Origin of the sequence: Lysobacter gummosus, assembly GCF_001442805.1 — a bacterium.
GTDB lineage: Bacteria > Pseudomonadota > Gammaproteobacteria > Xanthomonadales > Xanthomonadaceae > Lysobacter > Lysobacter gummosus.
In genome coordinates this window covers 2,105,970-2,128,302 of record NZ_CP011131.1, presented here as the reverse complement: position 1 = coordinate 2,128,302, position 22,333 = coordinate 2,105,970, and the positions used below count along the sequence as shown (strand labels likewise).

14 protein-coding genes are annotated in these 22,333 nt (G+C 66.8%); 10 read left to right on the top strand and 4 right to left on the bottom strand.

Features of this window, described 5'->3' with window-relative positions; translation table 11 throughout:
• Nucleotides 1-271: 271 nt before the first annotated feature.
• Genes LG3211_RS08795 through LG3211_RS08780 form a run of 4 tightly spaced genes read left to right on the top strand, consistent with a single transcriptional unit; the run spans nucleotide 272 to nucleotide 4,522 of the window.
• Nucleotides 272-904, top strand: a complete 633-nt coding sequence (locus LG3211_RS08795) for a DUF3617 domain-containing protein (protein ID WP_057942499.1) — start codon at nucleotides 272-274, stop codon at nucleotides 902-904.
• 3 nt (nucleotides 905-907) lie between these two features.
• On the top strand, nucleotides 908-2,827 hold the full coding sequence (locus LG3211_RS08790; RefSeq protein WP_057942498.1) for a hypothetical protein: 1,920 nt from the start codon (nucleotides 908-910) through the stop codon (nucleotides 2,825-2,827).
• Nucleotides 2,828-2,864: 37 nt separating this feature from the next.
• Complete coding sequence (locus LG3211_RS08785; protein WP_057942497.1) at nucleotides 2,865-4,028, top strand: OmpA family protein; 1,164 nt, start codon at nucleotides 2,865-2,867, stop codon at nucleotides 4,026-4,028.
• A 59-nt stretch (nucleotides 4,029-4,087) separates the two neighbouring features.
• Entirely contained in the window at nucleotides 4,088-4,522 is a 435-nt protein-coding gene (locus tag LG3211_RS08780) for a hypothetical protein (RefSeq protein WP_057942496.1), read from the top strand.
• 20 nt (nucleotides 4,523-4,542) lie between these two features.
• Here the strand turns inward: LG3211_RS08780 and LG3211_RS08775 are convergent, their stop codons facing one another.
• Nucleotides 4,543-5,208 carry a polysaccharide deacetylase family protein gene (locus LG3211_RS08775; RefSeq protein WP_057942495.1) on the bottom strand — a complete coding sequence of 222 codons (666 nt, stop codon included), beginning with the start codon at nucleotides 5,206-5,208 and terminating at the stop codon, nucleotides 4,543-4,545.
• A gap of 10 nt (nucleotides 5,209-5,218) precedes the next feature.
• Nucleotides 5,219-6,409, bottom strand: a complete 1,191-nt coding sequence (locus LG3211_RS08770; protein WP_057942494.1) for a glycosyltransferase family 2 protein — start codon at nucleotides 6,407-6,409, stop codon at nucleotides 5,219-5,221.
• A gap of 386 nt (nucleotides 6,410-6,795) precedes the next feature.
• Here LG3211_RS08770 and LG3211_RS08765 point away from each other — a divergent pair, with 386 nt between their 5' ends.
• Both LG3211_RS08765 and LG3211_RS08760 read left to right on the top strand, forming a co-directional pair.
• Nucleotides 6,796-7,494 carry a methyltransferase domain-containing protein gene (locus LG3211_RS08765; protein WP_057942493.1) on the top strand — a complete coding sequence of 233 codons (699 nt, stop codon included), beginning with the start codon at nucleotides 6,796-6,798 and terminating at the stop codon, nucleotides 7,492-7,494.
• Nucleotides 7,495-7,540: 46 nt separating this feature from the next.
• Nucleotides 7,541-8,884, top strand: coding sequence for an MFS transporter (locus LG3211_RS08760; RefSeq protein ID WP_148648806.1), 1,344 nt, complete (start codon nucleotides 7,541-7,543; stop codon nucleotides 8,882-8,884).
• Between the two features lie 30 nt (nucleotides 8,885-8,914).
• Here the strand turns inward: LG3211_RS08760 and LG3211_RS08755 are convergent, their stop codons facing one another.
• Entirely contained in the window at nucleotides 8,915-11,221 is a 2,307-nt protein-coding gene (locus tag LG3211_RS08755; protein ID WP_057942491.1) for a hypothetical protein, read from the bottom strand.
• Between the two features lie 667 nt (nucleotides 11,222-11,888).
• Complete coding sequence (locus tag LG3211_RS08750) at nucleotides 11,889-15,329, bottom strand: GH92 family glycosyl hydrolase (protein ID WP_083512410.1); 3,441 nt, start codon at nucleotides 15,327-15,329, stop codon at nucleotides 11,889-11,891.
• Nucleotides 15,330-15,644: 315 nt separating this feature from the next.
• Here LG3211_RS08750 and pgaA point away from each other — a divergent pair, with 315 nt between their 5' ends.
• From pgaA to pgaD, 4 genes are all read left to right on the top strand, one after another.
• Nucleotides 15,645-17,735 carry a poly-beta-1,6 N-acetyl-D-glucosamine export porin PgaA gene (gene pgaA / locus LG3211_RS08745; RefSeq protein WP_083512409.1) on the top strand — a complete coding sequence of 697 codons (2,091 nt, stop codon included), beginning with the start codon at nucleotides 15,645-15,647 and terminating at the stop codon, nucleotides 17,733-17,735.
• 2 nt (nucleotides 17,736-17,737) lie between these two features.
• On the top strand, nucleotides 17,738-19,696 hold the full coding sequence (pgaB, locus tag LG3211_RS08740) for a poly-beta-1,6-N-acetyl-D-glucosamine N-deacetylase PgaB (RefSeq protein WP_425479969.1): 1,959 nt from the start codon (nucleotides 17,738-17,740) through the stop codon (nucleotides 19,694-19,696).
• Between the two features lie 63 nt (nucleotides 19,697-19,759).
• Entirely contained in the window at nucleotides 19,760-21,019 is a 1,260-nt protein-coding gene (pgaC, locus tag LG3211_RS08735; RefSeq protein WP_057942489.1) for a poly-beta-1,6-N-acetyl-D-glucosamine synthase, read from the top strand.
• Nucleotides 21,016-22,287 (top strand): poly-beta-1,6-N-acetyl-D-glucosamine biosynthesis protein PgaD, encoded by a 1,272-nt coding sequence (gene pgaD, locus LG3211_RS24810; protein ID WP_083512408.1) that lies wholly within the window; start codon nucleotides 21,016-21,018, stop codon nucleotides 22,285-22,287. Before pgaC ends, pgaD begins: the two co-directional genes overlap by 4 nt.
• Nucleotides 22,288-22,333 lie beyond the last annotated feature (46 nt).

Sequence of the window (22,333 nt, the reverse complement as noted above, 5' to 3'; positions counted from 1 at the left end):
TCATGGCCGCGGGTTCATGGCCCCGGCCTCAGCCGGCGTCACCGCCGGCAATGCCACGCAGCTTCGCCAGCAACTCGCCCGCCTCCCGAGACCTCTTCCCTGTCCCGCCGTCACTACCAAAACGTGCGGCCGGTCGCTGTGCGCGCGCATTTCCCGCCCCGACAAAAGAAAAATCACAAAAAAAGGAAGTTTTCCTCCGGGCCGGCGCCAATGCCGGTCACTACGGTGGCGCCCATCGACGGCTCCCCCGCGCCGCTCCCCGGAGACTCCCATGACCGCCAAGACCCGTTCCGCCCTCGTCCTGACGCTGGCCATCGCCGCCTCCGGCCTGGGCTGCGGCCGGCTCGGTGCCGATGCCGCCAACCCGGCGCCGGTGGGAATCGGCTGGAAGACCCATGAAGCGGCGACTGCATCGGCGCAGACGCTGGCCTCGGCCGCCGCCGGCGCGAGGAAGTCCCGGCTCAAGCCCGGCCTGTGGCGGGTCGAAGGCGTGCAGTTCGACACACTGAGCGAACGCGGCAAGGTCTACCTGTGCATCGACGCCGCCAGCGCCGCGCTGATCGACCCGCCCCCGCCGCCGGCGGGGCAAGCCCGATGCAGCGTCGAGGACGGCACCCCGAAGCCCGACCTGTACCTGGGCACCACCCAATGCCGCTACCCGGATCGCACCGTCACCTCGCGCGTGCGCATCGACAGCAACAACCTCTACTTCCGCGACGTCGTCGTCCAACGCGGCACGGCCGCGGTGGAGAGCAACGACAAGAGCAGCCACTTCGCCGAATGGGTCGGCCGCTGCCGGCCCGAGCAAGCCCCGGGCAAGGTCTACACCCAGGCCTACGGCCAGGACGAGATGCATGCGGCCGAACTGCCGGCGGCGCTGATCTCGGCCGCGAGCGGAAGCTGAGACATGGCGACGACTTCGCGCATCAGCGCCCGCATCGCCGTCTGCCTGGCCGGCGCTTTGTTGACCCTGCCCGCGGCCATGGCGCAGCCGCCCGCCGGCGGCGCCGACGACGACGGCGTCCAGGCCATGCAGCCGCGCGATGTCGATCTGTATGTGGAAGCCGTCCCCGGCGATCTCGCGCTGGGCCAGGCCTGGACCGCGCCGGTGCCCGGCCAGCCCTACACCACCGCCATGGGCAGGCCGGTCAAGATCCGCGGCGTCGCCTCGCTGGCGCTGGCGGGCAAAACCTTGTCGGTCACCGTCACCTCGCGGCAAAAGAAAGAGCCGCCCGGCCCGCCCGATCAAGGCTGCCCGGCCGGCACGCAGGAAATGGACACCGGCGCGCAGCCCATGAGCGACCAGATGCGTCCGCAACCGCCGACCGTCCTGCAGGTCGACATCCGCAACTCGGGCACCTTCGAAACCGTCTACACGCCCAGTGTCACCGGCATGCATCAGATCCTCGCCAATGCCGGCACGGTCGGCGCCAAGAGCGAATTCGACGTGGTCGACCCGGTCATGCTGTGCGAACCCTTGTCGCCGAAGGAAATCGAACAGGAAGCCCGGCAACTGTCCGAGACCACGTACCAGACCGTGGACCTGGTGGACCAACACATCCAGGCGCTGCCCGATTCGCCGGCCAAGGACGAGTTCAAGAACAAGCTCGGTGAGCTACGCAAGGCGATGCAGTCCGCACAACCGCGCGGACAAGCGCCGGGCTGGGTGAAATCGATCGAGCCGTTCAACCGTCTGCGCAGCCTCAGTCCGCGCATCCGCCAAGCCGCCGAGCCGCTGCGCCGCCAACTGAGCGAATGGCAGGAGAAAGCCAGGCAGTCCAACCAGCAATCCAAGCAGGTGCTGGCCAAGCTGCAGCACGGCAACGTGGTCTGCGATCAGCTCGACATCGTCATCAACGCGCTGAAGTTCGTCGACTTCAGCCTGGGCCTGGTCACCACGCCCGGGCAACTCATCGAGGGCTGGTTGAAGGAGAACGTGCCGACCAAGTTGATCGGGCAAATTTCCGGCGCGGACAAGGTGCCGGCCGTGCAGCAAACCATCGAAAGCCTGTGGAAGTTTTCGCTGACCTACGCTTCGGGCTGGAGCGGACTGGCCTTGCCGAAGGTCGCCAACGATCTGGTCGGCTACGCCGCCAATCGCTATTTCGACCGTTACTGCCAGACCTTCACCGGCCCGGTCGCGGCGGAGATGAAGGGCGTCGTATCGAAGATCGGCGCGCCGTGGTGGTGGTTCCGGATCAAGACCAGCGGGCAGTTGATCCTTCGCTATCCCAAAGGCGCCACGGGCGCGGCGATCCCACTGAGCGGCGAACTGATCGGCAACGCCTCGCTGTTCAAGTCGAAGGACGACGCCATCCGCGTGCTGTTCCCGAAATTCGCGAAAGGCACCGTGTTCCACCAGACCCGCATCGAACCGCTCGCCGGCAACATGCTCAACGACGGCGGTTACTCGGGCTACGACCCGGGCAGCATCATGATGGACAAGGGCGGCACGATGGTGCGTTCGCTGGCGCCGGCGTTCTTCCGCATTCCGGTGCGCGGCGAGTTGCGCGGCGACCGGTTGCGCATCGAACTGCAGCCGGCGGTCGTGGACTTCAAGGACAAGTACACGACAGTGAGGCAGGTGACGCTCTCGCCGTTGTCGATGTTCCCGAACGTGACCGACTACGAACTGCCCTACCCCGGCGCGCACACAATTTTCCAGCGCGCCTTCAACGACGGCCCGGCCGAGTTCGTGGTGACCCGCATCGGCGCGAAGAAAGACGTCATGCAGATCAAGCAGCACTTCACCCGCCAGCGGGACACCAACCGGACCCATGGCGAATTCAGCGTGGACGTGACGGCCTGCAATCCCTCTTGCCCGTAACGCTCCTTCTTCCATCAGACCCAGGAATCATCGAGATATGACGACGCTCACTTCCCCTTCGCGTCTTGCCGGCCTGCTCGGGCTGGCGCTGGCGGTATCGGCGTGCTTCGGCGCGCAGGCACAGGATTCGGCCGAGACCGGCCAGGACCATCCGCTGGTCGGCCGCTACGAAGGCGCGAGCATCCGCGCCTACAAGCAACAGCAGTTCGATGAAGCCTCGCTGCTGCAGGCGCCGGTCGATTATCAATCGATGCTCGAACGCGACGCGCTCGAAGACCGCTCCGGCGCGGCCTGGCTGAAGCTGGAAGGCCGCCGCACCCGCATCCGCTACGAGGCGCCGGCCGAGCGTTCCTCGCTGGAGCTGTTCCGCAACTACGAAAGCAAGCTCAAGGCCAACGGTTTCGAGCAGGTCTACGCCTGCAACGACAACGCCTGCCTGGCCGGTTCGCGCAAGGATCCCAGCCAGCTCGGCGATCTGCTCGACAACTTCGACATCGCCGACAACGGCCGCCACTACGCCAATCACGCGCGCTACGGCCTGTACAAGGCGACGCGGCCGGAAGGCGTCGCCTATGTCGCGCTGCTGGCCGGCGACAGCGACGAAGGCCACATCCTGCCGCGCGTGCTGGTGGACGTGGTCGAGACCAAGTCGATGGACGCGGACAAGGTGAAAGCGGTGGCGGCGACGAAGGCGGCGGAAGCGCCGGCGGTGGAGCGCAAGGAACCGGCGGTGACCGATCGCGAACCGAAAATCCAGGACCGCGAACCGAAGATCCAGGAGCATCCCACCCAGGTGAAGGAAACGCCGGCGCAGGCGAAAACCTCCAGCGCCGCCGAAATGGCCCGCGCTATCGCCCGCACCGGCAACATCTCCGTGTACGGCATCCTGTTCGACTTCGACAAGTCCGAGATCAAGCCCGAGTCGAAGCCGCAGTTGGATCAGATCTCGCAACTGCTCAAGGACGATGCCTCGCTCAAGGTCGCGGTGATCGGCCATACCGACAACAAGGGCACGCCGGCCTACAACCTGGCGCTGTCGCAACGCCGCGCCGACGCCGTGGTGCTGGCGCTGGCGCGCGACTACGGCATCGCCGGTACGCGTCTGCTTCCGCAGGGCAAGGGCGACACCCAGCCGGTCGCCGACAACGCCAGCGATGCCGGACGCGCGAAGAACCGGCGCGTCGAACTGGCCAAGCTGTGAGCGCCGCCGCGCATCCGCTCCCCTCCTCCTTCAAGCGCCTTTGTCAGGAGCGCCCGATCATGCATGTATCCACTGTTCTGCTGTTGCTGTGCCTGAGCGCGAGCGCCGGCCTCGCCGGCGCCGCCAACCGATCCGCCGCCAGCCGCGATGCGGACCACTACGCGTCCTGCCGGGACTGCGGCACCGTCGCCCGCATCGAACCGGCGGCGCGGCGCCAACGCAGCAACGCGGTCATGCAAGCAGTCGGCAATGCCCTGGGCGATGTCGCCCTGGGCCATATCGACAGCGATGTCGCCACCGTCGCCGGCGCCGCGCGCGATGCCGCCAGCGACGACGACGAAGATCGCGACGATGCGCGTGCGCGCGGTTACGACATCACCGTGCGCATGGACGACGGACGTCGAATTCAATTGCGGCAGGATGAGCGGAACGAGCGCCTGCGCGAGGGCGATCGCGTGCGTGTGCGCGCGGGCCGCCTGTCTCCGATCCGTTGATCGGTACCGCGGCGGCGATCTCAGCCGGCCGGCAGGAATTCGCTCACGCGTACGAACTCATAGCCCTGCCCGCGCAGCGCCGGCACCAGTTGTCGCACGATTTTTACGATGCCTTCACGGCTGCGGCCTTGCTCATCGTCGCCGTCGTGCAGCAGGACGATCGCGCCGGGATGGATGCGCGCCAACACCGATTCGACCACGCACGACACATAGCCGGGCGCGTCCGGTTCCAGCCAGTCGCGCGGGTCCACCGACCAACCCACCACCGCGTAGCCGGCCTCGGCCAGCACATCGAACTGGGCTTCGTCGATCTCGCCGTAGGCGGGACGAAACAGGCGCGGGTTCTCGCTGAGCCCGGCTTCGCGCAACGAAACGGCGGCCGGCGCAACCTCGCGCGCGAACCAGTCCCGGGCGCCGAAGCCGCGCGCATCGGCGTGCGTCTGCGAATGATTGCCGACCTCGTGGCCTTCGCGCAGCAGTTGCTCGATCAATCGCGGATGCTGGCTGGCCGCCGCTCCGGTGCAGAAGAAACTTGCGCTCACCTGCAGCTCGCGCAAGGCATCGAGCAAGGCCGGCGTGGCCCGGCCGGGGCCGTCGTCGAAGGTCAGCGCGAGCGCGCGTCGCGAGCCGTCGCCGCGGCCCAGATAAGCCCGCGGTCGCGCCTGCAGAAATCGATGCCATTGCATGCCAGCGGCCTCAGCGAGTCATCCAGCTCTTGCGCCCACCGCGCAGTTCGTCGATCAGCCCGATCACGTTGGCCGGCAGGATCAGCACGTCCATCACCGTGTTGTAGACCGACACCAGCAGCATATCCCGCGGCCGCAGTTGCAGCAGCGTGCGCGAATGCAACACCGAGATGAAATTCAGCACCGCCATCAGCAGCCAGTTCAACGCCGCCACCGCCAGCAGATGATGGCTGCGATACACCAGCGCGCCGGCGATCAGCAGCAGCAAGGTCGGCACCAGCGCCGACTGCGCCCACAGCAGCCACCATGGCAGCATCTTCATGGTCCGCGCGCGCGAAATGCCCCAGGCGACGCGGAACGATTCCAGCCGTCCGCGCGCCCAGCGCCGGCGCTGGCGGAACAGGCCGAGGAAGGTCGTGGGACAGATGGTGTAGGCGATCGCATCGGAGGCGTACGCGATCGAATAGCCGTGCGCCAGCGCGCGCCAGGTCCAGGCGATGTCTTCCACCAGCCACTCGCCCCAGCCGCCGAGTTCGCGGATGACCGAAGTACGATGCAGCGAGAACGCGCCGCCGACCACGTTGACCACGCCGATCTTGCTCTGCACGTAGCGAATCGCCGCCAACGCGCCGATGTGTTCGTAGAACTGCAGGCGGTGCAGCCACGAGGTGTTGCGCCCGGCCGGCACGATCAGGCCGCAGGCCGCGGCATGGCGCGGCGACGAGTACAAGGCCTCGACCGCGTTGCGCAGCGCGCCGGGCAGGATCACCGTGTCGCTGTCGATCACCGTGACCACGTCGGAATCGGGCGATATCTGCGGCAAGGCCGCATCCAGCGCCAGGCCCTTGGCGCCGCCGTTGCGCTCGCGCGACAGCAGCCGGTAGTCCTTGAGCCTGGGTTGCGCGAGCCACTGTGCGACTGCACTCGCAGTGGAATTGGTCGAACCGTCATCGACCAGCAACACTTCCAGTCGGCCTGGATAGACGTTGTGTTCGATCGCCTCCAACGTGGTCAGGAACGACTCCACCGGCTCGTTGTAGAACGGCACCAGGATCGACACGAACGGATAGTGCGCCAGCGTCCGCGAGGCGGGCCGCCGCAGCAATCGGAAACACGCCCAGCCGGCCAGGAAAATCAGGCAGGCGAGCAGTACCAGGGTGGAGAAACCGACGAAACCGGTCAGGACGAACTGGCTGAACATGGGCGGCGCGCATCCGGCAGTGCGAGCGCCGCCGTCGGCGCGCGCGCATGCGCGCGGCCACAGGCTGCGAACTCGCAAATCTGATTGCCAGACCGGACGCGTCGATACGGGTGGCCGCGTTCGCGGGCCCGCACGCCAGGTGCTAGAACTAACGGGTTGGGAGAGGTGACTGGAAAACTTGCAGGCGGAACATTTCAACTGAAACGACTTCGACCACACGAGCGCGATACGTTGCCGCGCTTTCGCAAGCAAGAATGAAAGCTGAAACCGATTTAATCTGTGACGTCGCCATGCAGTTCCGCGATCGTTGCCTGCGCGGTCGCTCGACATGTCCTCGCCGATCGATGAAGAATCAAGATGCATCGTCTTCTTCGCGAATCCCAACCATGACCGAGTCCGCCTCCCTCCGCGCGTCCGCGTTCAGTCCGCGCTTCGATATCGGCGCGCAGCGCATCGATTGCGGGCGCGAACCGCATGTGGACACGCACGAAGCCGCCGACCAGCGCGCGAGTTGGCCGTTGCTGGACTACTCCGCGTGCGAGCCCACCGAGGATCAGGCCGCGATCAACCGCTGGCTGGCCGGCGCCGCGCTCGACGGCCGCGAGGTGCTGCACGTGGGCACCGGCAATTCCTCGGTCGCCCAGTTGCTGGCCGGCAAGGCGCGGCGGATCGTGTCGGTGACGGTGGCGCGCAACGAATGGGAGCACGGCCGCGCCCTGGGCCTGCGCGACTACTCGGTGCATCTGCTCAACAAACACAGTCTGGCCTTCGCTGAGCAGTTCGAGCCGGCCAGCTTCGACTGCATCCTCGACAACAACCTGGCCAGCTTCGCCTGCTGCCAGCGCCATCTGGAACGCTATTTCGAAGCGCTGGTGCGCCTGCTTAAGCCGGAGGGTTTCGTGCTGACCCATTGGCTGGGCATGCAGTGGACGCTGGATGTCGGCGTGGACGACGTGGAGCCGGTCTGGCGCCTGGACGCCGGCAAGCTGCGCGCGATCGCCAGCGCCTACCAGCTCAGCGTCGAACGCGAGGACGAATTGTTCTTCCTGCGCCGCGCGCGTGGCGCGGCCGCCGCGCGGTCTTGAGCGCGCGGCGGCGGCGATCGGTTCGGCCGCGAGCGTCGCACTGCGAATGATGAACACCGTTGCGCTCCGCCGTCGCGGCCCGCGCCAACGTCTGCGCGATGCCGCGCGGCTGTGGCGACTCGGCCGCCGCGACCCGCGCCTGGGCTGGCTGCTGCTGGATAATCTGATCACCACGCTCGGCGCGAGCTTCACCCTCATCGCCCTGCCGTTCCTGGTCATGCGCCTGACCGGACACGCGCTGGACCTGGGCCTGACCGCGACGCTCGAAGCCTTGCCGAGTCTGGCGTTCCTGTTCGCGTTCCGCGGATTTCTCGACCGCGCCGATCCGGCCCGGGTGTTGTGGTGCTGCCGCGCGCTGTACGTCGCGATCAACGCCGCGCTGGCGGCGACGACATGGTTCGGGCTGATCACCATCGAATTGATTTATCTGCTGGCGCTGATCGGCGGACTGGTCTGGGCGGTGGCGTATCCGGCCGGGCGCGCCTGCTTCGGCCTGTACATCCGCAAGGGCCTGCTGCCCGCCGGCAACGCTGTGTTCGCGGTCGCCTCCAGCCTGGCGACGATGGCGCTGCCGATGCTGGCCGGCAGCCTGATCCTGTCCGCCGACGGCGAACGCGGGCTGGCCATCGCTTTCGCCATCGACGCGGTCTGCGTGGCGGCGTCGTTGCCGCTGATCGCGGCGGTGCGGCGGCGGGGGCCGGTGCGGCGGCGAATGACGGATGCGCGCGACGACGATGCAGCTGAGGCTGTCGATCAGATCGCGGTAGCGGCGCCCACATCCGCTATCCCGCGCAGCTATTACCTCTATCTGCTGTCGAGCACGGTGCTGGTGTTCGGTCCCGTGCAGATCCTGCTGCCCGTGCTGTTGGTGCAACGCCACGACACGCGCTACCTGTGGATCTACCTCGCCCAGTTCGCGGGCATCTTCGCCGCCGCCGGCCTGTCCGCGCCGGGCGTGCCGCCGTCGATGTCGGCGGTGCTGCGCAAGATCGTGCTGTGCTGGGTCGTCGCCGCCTTCGCCTACGGTCTGCTCGCCTGGGGCGCGTACACCGCGGCGCAACCGTGGTGGCCGCTGTCGTCGGCGCTGCTGGCATTCGGCCTGCTGGCCGGCGCTTCGAACTACTACGGCATCCAATCGCTGTCGTGGCTGCAGCGCAGCGCCGACGCGCGATGCATGGGCCGCGAGATGACCTGGTTCTCGGCCGCGACCATGGGCGCGATGCCGCTGGCGACGTTGGCGACCGGCGCGATGATCGACCGCCTGCACTGGGCGCAGACCGCGCAAGCGCTGGCCTGGTCGATCCTCGGCGTGGCGCTGCTGGCCTTGCTGCATCTGCCCAGCCTGCGCCAAAACAAAGCTCCGGGGACTCGCGTCCCCGGAGCGGCGTGACTTCGATCTATACCGACCGCCGACAGCGCATCAGCGCGGCGACTTGCCGTCGAAACCGTACATGAAGGTCGCAGGTTCCCCCGAAGTGAAACCGTAGCTGCCGAACGGATCGGGCAGATTGTCGAGCGGATTGCCGGTGCCGTTCCAATTGGCCTGACCCAGCGAGTACACCGACGCGCCCACCGTGGACAACGCCCCCAGCGCCAGCGGCTCGGTCGGCGCGGCGCCGTAGTAGGTCACGAAGCTGAGCGTCTTTCCGGGCGACAGCGCGCCGAGTTTGAAATCGATGTGCGCGCCCTGATCGCCCGCGCCCAGGTCGGTGAACGGCCCGGACGTACCACTGTTGCCGCCCAGCGGATTGAACACATTGAAGCCGTTGTTGTTCCAGGCCAGCACATAGCTGGACGAGCCGGCAAGGGTGATGTACTCGGAGAACGTATTCGGCGGCACGTCGTAGTCGATGCCGCGCGTGTAGCGCAGATCGGCGACGTTCTGGCTGCCGTTGTTCTGGATGCTCACGTCCACGCGGTACAGATACGGCGTCGCCGGCACCGGAGTGAACTTGTGCGTGACGCGGAAGGTCTTGCTGGGCCCCACGTCCACCACCGAGGTCGCGGTCGATGTGGTGTAGACGAACGACACCAGCGCCATGTTGTTGACGCCGTAGCAGCGCGAGGTGTCGCCGGTGATGCCGAGATCGGCGCTGGCCACGCCCCAGCCTTCGCAGGGCGAGCCGGGCGAAGCGGCGTCGCCATTGGTCGGCATATAGCGCAGGCCGACGAGGGAACCGCCGTTGGTGCCGCTGGAACGCGGAATCGCCGGGCATTCGATATTGAGATAACCGGTGTTGTGCACGCCCAACTGGACGATGCCGTTGTTGATCACGCCCGGGCAATTCTCCGGCGGATCGACTTCGCAAACGATGTCGGCGCCGTGCACCGGCACGTAGGGAGTGTCCACGCGCTCGAACGGATCGATCCGCGCGAACTGCGCCTGCACGTCCTGCGGCTTGAACTCCACGCGCTGGACCTTGGGGTCCCAGGGCTTGTCGCACAGCGTGCCCAGGGTCGGATCGGTCTGCACCAGGTACATGTCCTGCGGATCGCCGACGCCGACGTAGTCGCTGAAGGTGGAGCCGGCGGCGACGACGCGGTCGCTGGACTTCAGGTCGATCGCGACCAGCATCTCCTTGCCGATGCCGAAGCGGTTGACGTTGAGCGGCGTGTCGTCGAGGTTGCCGATCGAGGCGGCGAACACCGCGCCGTATTGCGGCTGGCCCAAGGTGCCGGCCAGAGCCAACTGAGGCCCGGAACCGCCGACATCGTTGGTTTCCAGCACATCATAGGCGCGGAAGGCCTGACCGCTGGGGTCGGCCCACAGCGTCTGCGTGATCACCGCGCACGAGCCGGCGGCGAACCGCGTCAGATAGGCCTGCACACCGGTGCCGTCGATCCTGGAATTCAGGCCGACCAGCACCGACTGCCCGGTGAACTGACGGCTGCGCAAGGCGGTGACGCCATGGAAATAGGCCTGCGACTGATCGGAGTTGTTGAGCGCGGTGCTGCACATCGGCGTGCCGGCGAAATCGGTGCGGAACATCAGGCCGCTGCTCAGGCCGTTGGGCGAGACCGAATTGCCGGCCACGACCAGATCGGTGGGCGCGCCGCTGGCGGCGATATTTTCCGTCAGCGCGCGGAAGCGCAGTTCCGGCCAGCGGTCCAGGCCGTCGTAGAACTGGTTCCACAGCACGCCGCCACCGTTGTCCAGGCGCGCGATGCGGCCCCATTTGCGCTTGTTGTCGCGCGAGTTTTCCTCGCCTACCAGGACCAGGTCGAAGTGGCGATCGCCCAGGCCTTCGATGATGTCGTAACCGCTGGCGAACTGCTCGCGCTTGACGTTCTCGAGCACCGTGGTCCATTTCGGAAAGCCTTCGCAATCGATCTGCAGCACGTAGATCGAGCGGCCCTCGCCGAGCCACACGCCGCCGGTGACGGCGAAGCCGCGGCCGGTGCTGAGCTCGGTGATGGCCTGGCCGAGCGAGCGTTTGCTGCCGGCGATGTTGTAGGTCTTCTGCCACAGCTCGACGCCGTTGTTATCGACGCGGCTGACCTGCACGTCCTGCAGGTCGCCGCGATTGCGCGTGCCGACCAGCACCGAGCCCCCGCCGCCGCAGACATTGACCGCTTTCACGTCTTCGCCGAACTCACTGCTGTCGGTCTCGCCATAGACCGCCTCGAAATTCTGTGCCTGCGCCAGCGGCGCGGCGAACAGCAGGCTCGTCGCCAGCGCCACGGCATAGCGCCGCAGGCTGGAACGTTTACGTCCCGTGGTATCCATATCAGCCTCGTTTGCGGAATCGTTCCGCGTGGTGGGTCGAACGCTTCCGTAACGAAAGCGCCGTCGATCGAGCGTCCCCGACAAAGCGCGTCGCGCGGTGCGCGGCGGCGTTTGACCGTCCGACACTAGCGCGCTCGCGCGTGCGTTCCCAGGAACAAGAAGGGGCGATAGCGGGACATCGCGGGAAGGATTCGCAGCGGGCGATCGAACGGGTTGCGACCGGCGTCTAGGATTGGCGTTAAACCGTGTGGAGCGTCACAGCGCGTAATGAGGTACTAACAGTTCGGCTGGAGCCGAGATTGCTCTGGCCTTGCAAATGCACTTGCTCCGGCGCTGCACCTATCTTGGCTTCTCGCCTGCCCCACTTTGCTCTTGCTTTGACGTTACCTGCGCACTCCGTCCTACCGTCATTCCCGCGAAGGCGGGCTCCGCTTTACTTCGGCGGAGCCGAACATCCAGTGCCTTTCGTGCGAGAACGCTTGAAGTCGCTGGATTCCCGCCTTCGCGGGAATGACGAGCAAAAAAGGCAGGAGCCTCAAGCAAGAGCAAGAGCAAGCAGCCGCAGCTACAGTCTCAGTCGCAGAAAATTATTGGCAATCGCCGCAGCAAGGCCCGCGATAACGCGGGCCTCAACGTTTACCGAAGCAGCAAACCCAGCGCAGTCCGCCTACTTGGCCTCACCCAACAACTCAACCTCAGCCAACTCGATCGCCCCCTGCCCGTCCCCATCGTTCAACAGCCGCAACCGATAGCGGGAATACGCCGCCGGCTGCGCGATGGCAAAGGCGCGGGTCTGCCGACGCCAGGCGAAACGCTGATCGCGACGCTCATCCAGCGTCGTCCATTGCGCCCCATCGTTCGACGCCTGCAACGCCCAGGCCTGAGCATCGCCGCGCTTGTTCGACGAAGTCAGCGTATACAACCGCGCCGTGGCCGGCGCCTTGAAGTTCCAGCTCAGCGACGGCATCGGCCCGCTCAAGCGCGCGGATGTGGTCGAATCGTCGTCGAACAAAGCCGCCGCCTGCTTGCCGTTCAACCCGGCGACCGCGGTGTTGTCGCGACGGCTCAGGTCCAACAGCGGCGACGGCACCTCGCCTTCCTGGCTCAGCGATTCAGGCAAGGCCTGCGGCGAGCTCGCCCAGTTCGACGGCGACGGGCCCATGCGGAAATCCAGCACCGCGCCCTGCGCCAGCAACTCGTGCGGCAGGGTCAGCCGATCCCAGGGCTCGCCGTTGACCCGCAACGACTGTACGTAGCGATTGCGTTCGCTGACCTTGGGCGCGTTGATCTGCAACTGCTTGCCGTTGTCCAGGCGGATGTTCATGCGCTCGAAACGCGGCGCGCCGATCACGTACTCCGGCGAACCCATGCGCAATGGATAGAAACCTGCGGCGCTGAACAACCACCACGCCGACATCTCGCCGTTGTCCTCATCGCCCGGGTAGCCCTGGCCGATTTCGCCGCCGCTGTACAGGCGATCCATGATGTCGCGCACCTTCTCCTGGATTCGCCACGGCTGTCCGGCCGCGGCGTACATATAGGGAATATGGTGCGAAGGCTGATTGCTGTGGCCGTACTGGCCCATGCGCACGTCGCGCGCTTCCAGCATCTCGTGGATCACCCCGCCGTAGCTGCCGACATCGAACGTGCCCGGGGTCGAGAAGAACAGGTCCAGCTTGTTGCCCAGGGCGCTGCGGCCGCCGTACAACGCGACCAGGCCGGCGCCGTCCTGCGGCGCGTGGAAGGCCATGTTCCAGGCGTCGGTCTCGGTGTAGTCGCCGCCCCAGCGGGTGGGATCGAATTCGCTCGCGGTGTAGCGCCAGCGGCCGTCGCGGTGGCGGCCGACGAAGAAGCCTAACTGCGGATGGAACAAGTTGGCGTAGCCCAGCGCGCGATTGCGGTAATACGCCGCATCGTCGGCGTAGCTGCCGCGGTACGGATCGTCGCCGCCGCTTTCGCGCGACAGCGCCGAGGCCAGGCGCGCGATAGCGAAATCGTTGATGTAGCCGTCCATCGACCACGACAGACCTTCGTCGGTGCTGGTGTCGGTGTAGCCCTTGAAGATCGCGCGCTCGATGCCCTTGCGTCCGGCGCCCGGCACCGGGCTGACGGTGGAGGCGTTGCGGATCGCCGACTGATAGAACGAGCGCACATCGAAATTGCGCACTCCTTTGAGCCAGGCATCGGCGAAGGCGACGTCGGAGCTGGTGCCGACCATCAGATCGGCATAGCCCGGCGAAGACCAGCGCGCGATCCAGCCGCCGTCGCGGTACTGCTGGACGAAGCCGTCGATCATCTCGCCGGCATGCTTGGGCGTGAACAGCACATACGCCGGCCAGCTGGTGCGATAGGTGTCCCAGAAGCCGTTGTTGACGTAGACCTGCCCGTCCATCACCGCAGCGCCCGTGCGCGTCGCGCTGCTGGCGCCCGCGGCCGGCGAGAACGCGCTGGCGTACTGGTACAGCGGACGCTCGGCGGTGCCGGTGTTCTCCGATCCGCTGTTGGGATACAGGAACAGGCGATACAGATTGGAGTACAAGGTCGCGCGCTCGTGCTCGGCCGCGCCCTCGACCTGGACGATGCTCAACTGCGCGTCCCAGGCCGCGCGCGCGCGTTCGCGCACGCTGTCGAAGCTGTCGCTGTCGGCGATTTCCAGCTGCAGGTTGCGCTGCGCCTGCTCCACGCCGATCAGCGAGGTGGCGATGCGCATGCTGACCTGCCGCGCCGGATCGGCGGACAGATCGAAGCCGTACCAGGCCGAGACGCGGTTGCGGTCCTTGGCGCGGTCCAGGCGCGCGCCGTCCTTGATCGGCCGGTCGAAGCGCGCATAGAAATACAGACGGCCGGCGCCGGCGGACAGCTTGCTCTTGCTCTCGGTCCAGCCGCTCAGGCCGCGGCCATCGCGATCGAGCACGATGTCGCCGTGCTCGTCGCGCTGATCGAACAGCAACTGCGCATGCCCGTCGGGATAGGTGAAGCGCAGCATCGCGGCGTGATCGGTCGGCGTCATCTCGGCGATCAGGCCGTTGTCGAAACGCACGCGGTAATAGTCGGCGCGCGCGGTTTCCTGCTCGTGGCCGAAGCTCAGGCCGCGCTTGGCGCGATCGAACTGCGGCGCGCCCTCGCCCAGCGCCGGCAGGATGTGGAAGGTCTGCCGGTCGCCCATCCACGGGCTGGGCTCGTGCGACAGCGCGAAGGCTTCGATGCGCGGGCGATTGTCCTCGCCGTTGCGCTCCTGGTACTGATAGATCCAGTCCGAGCCGGCGTTGGTGGTCGGCGTCCAGAAATTGAACCCGTGCGGCAGCGCCACCGCCGGAAAGGTGTTGCCGCGCGAGTAGCGCGAATTGGAATTGCTGCCGCGGCGGGTGTCGACGTAATCACTGGGATGCTCGGCCGCCCGCTTGTCCGGGTTTTTCTTCAACGGCGCCGGTTCGATCCGCACATCGTCCAGATAGCCGCGATAGGCCTGGCCGCGTTCGCCCTCGTGCACCAGCACGATCTGGCGCACGCGGCGGCCGGCGGCGACCTCGCCGATGCGGCTGGCCACCGCGTTCCACTGATCCGGATACAACAGCCGCGCCGCGCCTTGCCCGCGCGCGGTCAGCGGATTGCCGTAGCGATCCAGCGGCTTGAGCTGCGACAGGCGGCTGCCGTCGTCGAACACCAGATCGATGGCGACATAGGTCGAGGCATTGCGCAGGTTATCGAGCTGCGACACCGGCGCGGGCGCGGCGACGTTGGCCGGCGACAACGGAAACAGCCGGTACGACAGCTCGCTGTCCTTGCCGATGGCGATATCGACCTCGAACACCTGCGCCAGTTGCTCGGCGCCGCTGCCGTCGCCTTCGAAGCGCAGCGAATGCACGCCGGTGAAGCCGGCCCCGGCCTTGGCGGTCAGGGCCGCGGCCGCGGGCGGGCCGCCGTCGAGGCTCACGTGCATGGCGTCGGCGGCCAGCGGCGCCGGCGCCGGATCGGCGGCTTCGAACGAACTCCAGAACTGGCGCGGCTTGGCCGCGGCGGCGGGCCCGGCGATCGCGCAGGCCAGGGCCCAAGTCAGCGCCGCCCTGCCCAGCACGGTGCCACGGCGGTTCTCTCTACGTGCCGACATATCCGCTCCACAGTGCCCACGAACGGCATGCCGTTCTGCCGCCGCGCGCCGATGTGTGACGTCGCGGCCCCATCAGAGATTGATTTAAATCGATCTAAATTCAGCTTGTCAAACCGCGATGCAGCATTTTCGAGCCCATTCATCAGCAAAAAATAGCTTAAATAACAATTGCTTAAGCCAATACAGGGCGATTGCTTTCACACCCCTTTGGCACAGCTCTTGCGTCAATACTCAAATAACGTGACTTGTTTCACATTTTTATTTGCACCAAGTCACGCTCTGCGACACTCCCCACCCTTCGGAACTCGGTCTCCAATGCCGATACAGCATCGTCTTGCCCTGTCCATCGCTCTGGCGATCGCGACCGCAACCTGCCCATTTGCGTCAGTTGTTGCCTCGCCGAGTCAGTCAGCCGCTGCCGACCCCCTGCCCGAGATCGAGCGCCTGCGCGCCGACCGGCAATGGCTGGCCGCGTTGTCGCGGATCGAAAGCGCGCAGGCGGCCCGTCCTGGCGATGATCGCCTGTACCGCCTGCAGGTGCTGACCCTGGCCGATCTGGGCGGCGCCGACCGCGCCTGGGACTTGTATCAGGCGCGCCCGCAGTTGTTCAGCGCGGAAGAACGCCAGCGACTGGATTCCGACCGCCTCGCCCGCCGCGTGCTGTGGGGCACGCTGTTTCCCGAGAGCGAAACCGCGCGCCTGACCGAGATGCGCGAAGCCCATGGTGCGCTCGAACAGCACCGCGCCGCGCAGACCCCGCAGCAACAGCAAGCCGATCTGCGCACGCGCTTCGACGAACTGGTGCTGCTCAACCATCTGGAGCGTCACGCCGAAGTCGTCGAGCGCTACCGCGCCCTGCAGGCCGAGAACGTGCAATTGCCGATGTACGCGCTGGCCAAGGTCGGCGCCTCGCTGCTGGCCGACAAGCATCCGGAGGAAGCCGCGACGGTGCTCGAACGCGTCACCCGCGAATGGCCGGAAGACCAGGATTCGCAGCTGCAACTGGCCTATGCGTACTCCGAGGCCGAGCGCTTCGACGACGCCTACGCGCAACTGGAAAAGATCAAGGCCGCGCAGCCCGCGTTCGTGCGCGTCGCCGGCGCCAAGGAAAGCCATGAGAACTGGCGCCACTACGACGCCGACAGCCACCTGACCATGATCCGTCTCTACGGCGAGGACACGGTCGGCGCGCAGAAGTATCTCGAAAGCCTCGCCGCGATCGGCCCCACCAACGCCGGCCTGCAAAGCGACCTGGGCGTGACTTATCAAAAGCGCGGCTGGACCGATCGCGCGCTGGAGCGCTTCCGCATCGCCAGCACGCTGGAGCCGACCAACGTCGGCGCGCGCATCGGCCAGGTCGGCGCGCATCTGCAACACAACCGGGTGGATCTGGCCCGGCCGATTCACGACGAACTGCTGGCCAATCGCGCGCGCGACGTGCAGGTCAAGCAGATGGCGCAGTCCTGGGACAGCCGCATGGGCTGGCAATGGCTGGTCGGCAGCAGCTTCGGCCGCAGCGATGCGCGCGGCGGCGGCGCCACCGCATCGCCGCTGGGCAGCCGCGATGCCGAGCACCGCGTCGAAATTCAGAGCCCGCTGATCCACGACCGCTGGCGCCTGACCGCGCATGCGCGCGACGCCTGGGCCGATTATCCCGACGGCGCGTTCGGCAAGCAGCGCGTGCACGACCGCCGCACCGGCGTCGGCGCGTTGTACGTCTACGACCGTCTGAGCCTGGGTTTCGGCGTGGATCGGGCCAACGACCGCTGGCTAGACAGCAGCGACCGCACCGGTTACTACGCCGATGCCGGCTGGCGATTCGACGATGCCTGGTACGGCACCGCGTCGTGGTATCGCGGCACGCCGGAGGCTTCGCTGCAGGCGCGCCGCAGCGGCATCGACGCCGATGCGCTGAGCCTGGGCCTGCGTTACACGCCCAGCGAACGCACCAACCTGGGCGCGACCGCGCAGCAACTGCGCTACAGCGACGACAACACCCGCACCGCCTTCGGCCTCAACGGCGAGCAGCGCCTGTTTACCCGGCCGCACTTGCTGATCGACGGTCTCGCCGACGTGGCGACCAGCCGCGCCAGCCGCCGTGATGCTGACGTGCCCTATTTCAATCCCAGCCGCGATTCGTCGCTGAACCTGGGCCTGCGCTTCGACCATCTCGCCTGGCGCCGTTACGAGCGCCACTTCCGCCAACGCCTGACCGTGCAAGCCGGCTCGTACTGGCAGCAGGGCTACGGCAGCTATTGGATTCCGCAATTGCGCTACGAACACGAATGGCGTTTCGCCACCGGCCGCACTTTGAACTACGGCGTCAACTGGTCGCGACCGGTGTACGACGGCGTGCGCGAGGAACACCTCGGCTTCGATCTGACTTTCCGCTGGGGTGAACAATGAGCATGCAAGGTTTCGCGACGCAGGCGGCGATGATGCGCCTGGCTTTCAAGCGTCTGCTGTTCACCGCCGCGTTGGTGCTGGCGATGCCGCTCGCAGCCGCAGCGGCCGAGCCGGCCACGGCGATCGACCGCGGCGCCGCCGATGCGATCGCCCAGCAGGCCAAGGCCGATCAGCTGCTGGTGCTGAGCTACCACGACATCCGCGACGATGTCGCGCGCAAGGGCGATCCCGACGCCTACGCGGTCAGCACGCAGAACTTCGCCGCGCATCTGGACTGGCTGTCCGGCCACGGTTACCAGCCGGTTGCGCTGAGCGATGTCATCAAGGCCTCGCGCGGCGAAAAGAAGCTGCCGCCCAAGGCCGTGCTGCTGACCTTCGACGACGGCCTGCGCAGCATCTACACCCATGTGTTTCCGCTGCTGCGCGCGTATCGCTACCCCGCGCTGATGGCGGTGGTGACCGGCTGGGTGGATCTGCCGCGCGAAAAACAGGTCGATTACGGCCCGCGCATGTTCACTCACGACGATTTCGTCACCTGGGATCAGCTGCGCGAGATGCAGGCCTCGGGCCTGATCGAAATCGCCTCGCACAGCGACAATCTGCATCGCGGCGTGACCTCCAACCCGCAGGGCAACACCATGCCGGCGGCGATCACCCGCGAGTGGGACGCCAAGGCCCAGCGCTACGAGAGCGAAGCCGAGTATCTGGCGCGGGTGCGCAAGGATCTGTCCGCGAGCGCGGCCGCGATCAAGCGCGAGCTCGGCGTCTCGCCGCAGTCGGTGGTGTGGCCGTACGCGGCCTACAACAGCCAGACCAACGCCATCGCCGATCAGCTCGGCATGAACGTCACCTTCGACCTGGAGGGTCGCCATCAGGCGGTCGGCCGCGACCTGCACGGCCTGGCCCGCCTGCTGATGTTCGACAATCCCACCGTCAACGATCTGGCCTACGAACTGCGCCACGACGAAGAACTCGACGGCGTGCGCGCGCTGCAGGTGGATCTGGACTACGTCTACGACGCCGATCCGCAACAGCAGGCGCGCAATCTCGACAAGCTGATCGAGCGAGTCAAGCAGGTCGCGCCCAGCCACGTGTTCCTGCAGGCCTTCGCCGATCCCGACGGCAACGGCTCGGCCGATGCGATGTACTTCCCCAACCGCCATATGCCGATGCGCGCGGACCTGTACAACCGCGTCGCCTGGCAGCTCAAGACCCGCGCCCACGTCAAGGTGTTCGCCTGGTTGCCGGTGCTGGGCTTCGAACTGCCGGACAAGGCCTTGAACGCGCAGCTGGAAATCAAGGCCAGCAACCCGGCCGAGACCCATCGCCTCAATCCATTCGAACCGCGTACGCGCAAGATCGTCGCCGATCTGTACGAAGACCTCGCCGTCAGCGGCTACACCGAAGGCCTGCTGTTCCACGACGACGCGCTGCTGCGCGAGGACGAACTGCGCGGGCAGGCGCCGGCCGATCCGGCCGCGCGCACCCAGGCCTTGATCGGATTCACGCAGGAGCTGGCGCGCGCCGCCGGCAAGTGGCGGCCGAAGCTGATCACCGTGCGCAACCTGTTCGCCGCGCCGGTGCTCGATCCGAACAGCGAGGCCTGGTTCGCGCAGAATCTGGCCGCGTTCAACCAAGCCTACGACTACACCGCGGTGATGGCGATGCCGTGGATGGAGAACAGCCGCGATCCGCAGCGTTGGATGGACGTGCTGATGACCAAGGTCAAGCAGTCGCCGCGCGGCCTGGCCCGCACCATCTTCGAACTGCAGACCGTGGACTGGCGTCACCAGGATCGTCCGATCCCGGCCGCGCAACTCAAGGCGATGGCGCGCCGGCTGCAAGCCGCCGGCGCACGCCATCTGGCCTGGTATCCGGACAACTTCATCGACGACCGCCCTTCCACCGCCGACGCTCGCGAAATCATGTCCGCGCGCGGCTTTCCCTACCTCGAACGCTGAACCAACGGTGGCCGCGACCGCGGCCACGACGCAAGTCCGCCGTCACACCGTCATGAGATCGCCATGAATCCTGCCGCAAGCCCACTACTTACTGCGCTGTTTCAGTTCGCGTTCTTCTATCCGATCGTGATGTCGTTCTTCTGGATATCCGGCGGGCTGTACTACTACTTCCGTCGCGAACGCCACGCGCGGCCGCGCACCGATCCGCCGCCGATGAGCGACGCGCCGTTCGTGTCGATCCTGATCCCGTGCCACAACGAGGGCGATCACGTCCACGAAACCATCGGCGCGGCGCTGGCGCAGCGTTATCCGGACTTCGAGGTGATCGCCATCAACGACGGCAGCCGCGACGATACCGGCGAAAAGCTCAACCGCCTGGCCGCGCAGCACGATCGCCTGCGCGTGGTCCACCTGGACCGCAACCTGGGCAAGGCCAACGCCATGCGCATGGGCGCGCTGGCGGCGCGCGCGGAGTATCTGGTGTGCATCGACGGCGACGCGCTGCTGGACGAATTCGCCACCCACTGGATGGTCTGGCATCTGTGCCAAGGCGCGCGGGTCGGCGCGGTCACCGGCAATCCGCGCATCCGCAACCGCTCGACCCTGCTCGGACGGCTGCAGGTCGGCGAGTTCTCTTCGATCATCGGCATGATCAAGCGCGCCCAGCGCGTCTACGGTCGCATCTTCACCGTGTCCGGGGTGATCTGCGCGTTCCGGCGCAGCGCCCTGCACCGGATCGGCTACTGGTCCGACAGCATGGTCACGGAAGACATCGACATCAGCTGGCGCCTGCAGATAGACCACTGGGACATCCGCTACGAGCCCAACGCGATGTGCTTCATCCTCATGCCCGAAACCCTCAAGGGCCTGTGGAAGCAGCGCCTGCGCTGGGCCCAGGGCGGCGTGGAAGTGTTGCTGCGCCATACCCGCGATCTGTTCTCCTGGCGCAAGCGACGCATGTGGGCGGTGCTGGCCGAATACGTGATGAGCGTGGGCTGGGCCTACATCATGGCTTTCATCATCGCGCTGTGGGCGCTGGGCCTGTTCGTCGAACTGCCCGAGCAACTGCGCGTGACCACGCTGCTTCCGTCGTGGCACGGCGTAATCCTGGCCTTGATCTGCCTGTTGCAGTTCGCCGCCAGCATCATCATCGACCGCCGTTATGAAACCGGCGTCGGCCGCAACTACTACTGGATGATCTGGTACCCGATGGCGTACTGGCTGCTGAGCTTCGCGACCACGGTCACCGCGGTGCCCAAGGCCCTGCTCAAACGCCGCGGCACGCGTGCGACCTGGGTCAGCCCGGATCGGGGACTGCGATGAACAGCGATCACATCACACCGGGCGCCACGCCCGGCACGGGCGCGGACACCGGACGCGCGGCGGCAACGTTCTCGCGGCCGGCGCACGCGGTGCTGCATCCGGCCCGCCCGGCGAAAGCGAAGAAGAAAGACGGAGCCAATCCGACGCCGCACAAGCACGATTCGCGACTGATCCAGAAACCCGGCGCGCAACCGGCGCTGCCGCGCACGCTGTGGGGCATGGTCACCGGCGCGTTCTGGCTGATCTACCTGTATCTGTGGACGCCGGTACTGACCCTGGTGCTGTGGCTGCTCGGCATCCGCAACGTCGCCTCCGAGTTGTACCTGCGCAAGCACGAGGTCGATCCGTTCCTGATGCTGGCCTTGCCCGCGACCGCCGGCGTGGTGGTGGCGTTGCTGCTGATCTGGGCCGAATACAACCGCTGGCGCTTCGCCGAAGCCAGCAGCGAACGCCGCGGCTCGCAGCGCAGCGTCGCGCTGGAGGAAGTCGCGCGCGCGCTGGGCGCCAGCAGCGAAGTCGCCGCCGCGCTCAACGCCGGCCGCGTCAGCGTGCTGCACATGGATCCCGACCACGCCGTGCCCTTGTCGGTCAGCGCGGTCGCGCCGAGCCCGCCGGCGCAACCGTTCCCGCCGGTGAAGATGCCGAAGTTCGCGCGTCCGGCCGAAGCGCCGACCAATTCATGGCTGCTGGCGCTGGCCTTGAGCGCGATCGCGTTGGTGATCGGCGTGCTGATCGTGGTCTCGCACGGTTACCGGCAGATCGAAAGCTCGGCGCCGATGCAGGCGATCGAAGGCACGCCGGGCATGGACCGTCCGGGGCTGGAGGCTGCGCCGGAGTTGATCGAACAAACCACGGCGCGCTTGTCGCAGATCGATCGCCTCGCCACCGCTACGATCGCGGCGACCGCGAAGGCGGCCGCCGCGGAGAAAGCGCGCCTCGCCCAGGCCCGCGCCGCGAGCGAACGCCTCGCCCGCGCGGCCGACGCCGCCAGCGCCAAGCCGCGGCCGCTGCCGGGCTTCAGTCCCAAACCGCCCTATCCGGTCGAAGCGCTGCGCCACAGCGAAGGCGGGCTGGTGACGCTGCGCGTGCAAGTCTCGGCCGACGGCCGACCGCTCAAGGTCGACCTCAGCAGGCGCAGCGGCAACCGCGTTCTCGATCGCTCGGCGATCAGCACCGTGCGCCGCTGGCGTTTCGCTCCGGCGATGCGCAAGGGCAAGCCGATCGCCGCGGTGGTGATCGTGCCGATCGAGTTCAGGCCAAGGAACTGAACATAAAACCAACTACGAAAATCCTGTAGAAATCGCACTACCAACA

Excerpts from the sequence above, each read along its gene's own strand:
- LG3211_RS08760 (WP_148648806.1), top strand. The coding sequence starts at position 7,541 with ATGATGAACACCGTTGCGCTCCGCCGTCGCGGCCCGCGCCAACGTCTG.
- LG3211_RS08750 (WP_083512410.1), bottom strand. The coding sequence starts at position 15,329 with ATGTCGGCACGTAGAGAGAACCGCCGTGGCACCGTGCTGGGCAGGGCG.
- pgaD (WP_083512408.1), top strand. The coding sequence starts at position 21,016 with ATGAACAGCGATCACATCACACCGGGCGCCACGCCCGGCACGGGCGCG.
- LG3211_RS08775 (WP_057942495.1), bottom strand. The coding sequence starts at position 5,208 with ATGCAATGGCATCGATTTCTGCAGGCGCGACCGCGGGCTTATCTGGGC.
- LG3211_RS08790 (WP_057942498.1), top strand. The coding sequence starts at position 908 with ATGGCGACGACTTCGCGCATCAGCGCCCGCATCGCCGTCTGCCTGGCC.
- LG3211_RS08755 (WP_057942491.1), bottom strand. The coding sequence starts at position 11,221 with ATGGATACCACGGGACGTAAACGTTCCAGCCTGCGGCGCTATGCCGTG.
- pgaB (WP_425479969.1), top strand. The coding sequence starts at position 17,738 with ATGCAAGGTTTCGCGACGCAGGCGGCGATGATGCGCCTGGCTTTCAAG.
- LG3211_RS08765 (WP_057942493.1), top strand. The coding sequence starts at position 6,796 with ATGACCGAGTCCGCCTCCCTCCGCGCGTCCGCGTTCAGTCCGCGCTTC.
- LG3211_RS08780 (WP_057942496.1), top strand. The coding sequence starts at position 4,088 with ATGCATGTATCCACTGTTCTGCTGTTGCTGTGCCTGAGCGCGAGCGCC.
- pgaC (WP_057942489.1), top strand. The coding sequence starts at position 19,760 with ATGAATCCTGCCGCAAGCCCACTACTTACTGCGCTGTTTCAGTTCGCG.
- LG3211_RS08795 (WP_057942499.1), top strand. The coding sequence starts at position 272 with ATGACCGCCAAGACCCGTTCCGCCCTCGTCCTGACGCTGGCCATCGCC.
- LG3211_RS08785 (WP_057942497.1), top strand. The coding sequence starts at position 2,865 with ATGACGACGCTCACTTCCCCTTCGCGTCTTGCCGGCCTGCTCGGGCTG.
- LG3211_RS08770 (WP_057942494.1), bottom strand. The coding sequence starts at position 6,409 with ATGTTCAGCCAGTTCGTCCTGACCGGTTTCGTCGGTTTCTCCACCCTG.
- pgaA (WP_083512409.1), top strand. The coding sequence starts at position 15,645 with ATGCCGATACAGCATCGTCTTGCCCTGTCCATCGCTCTGGCGATCGCG.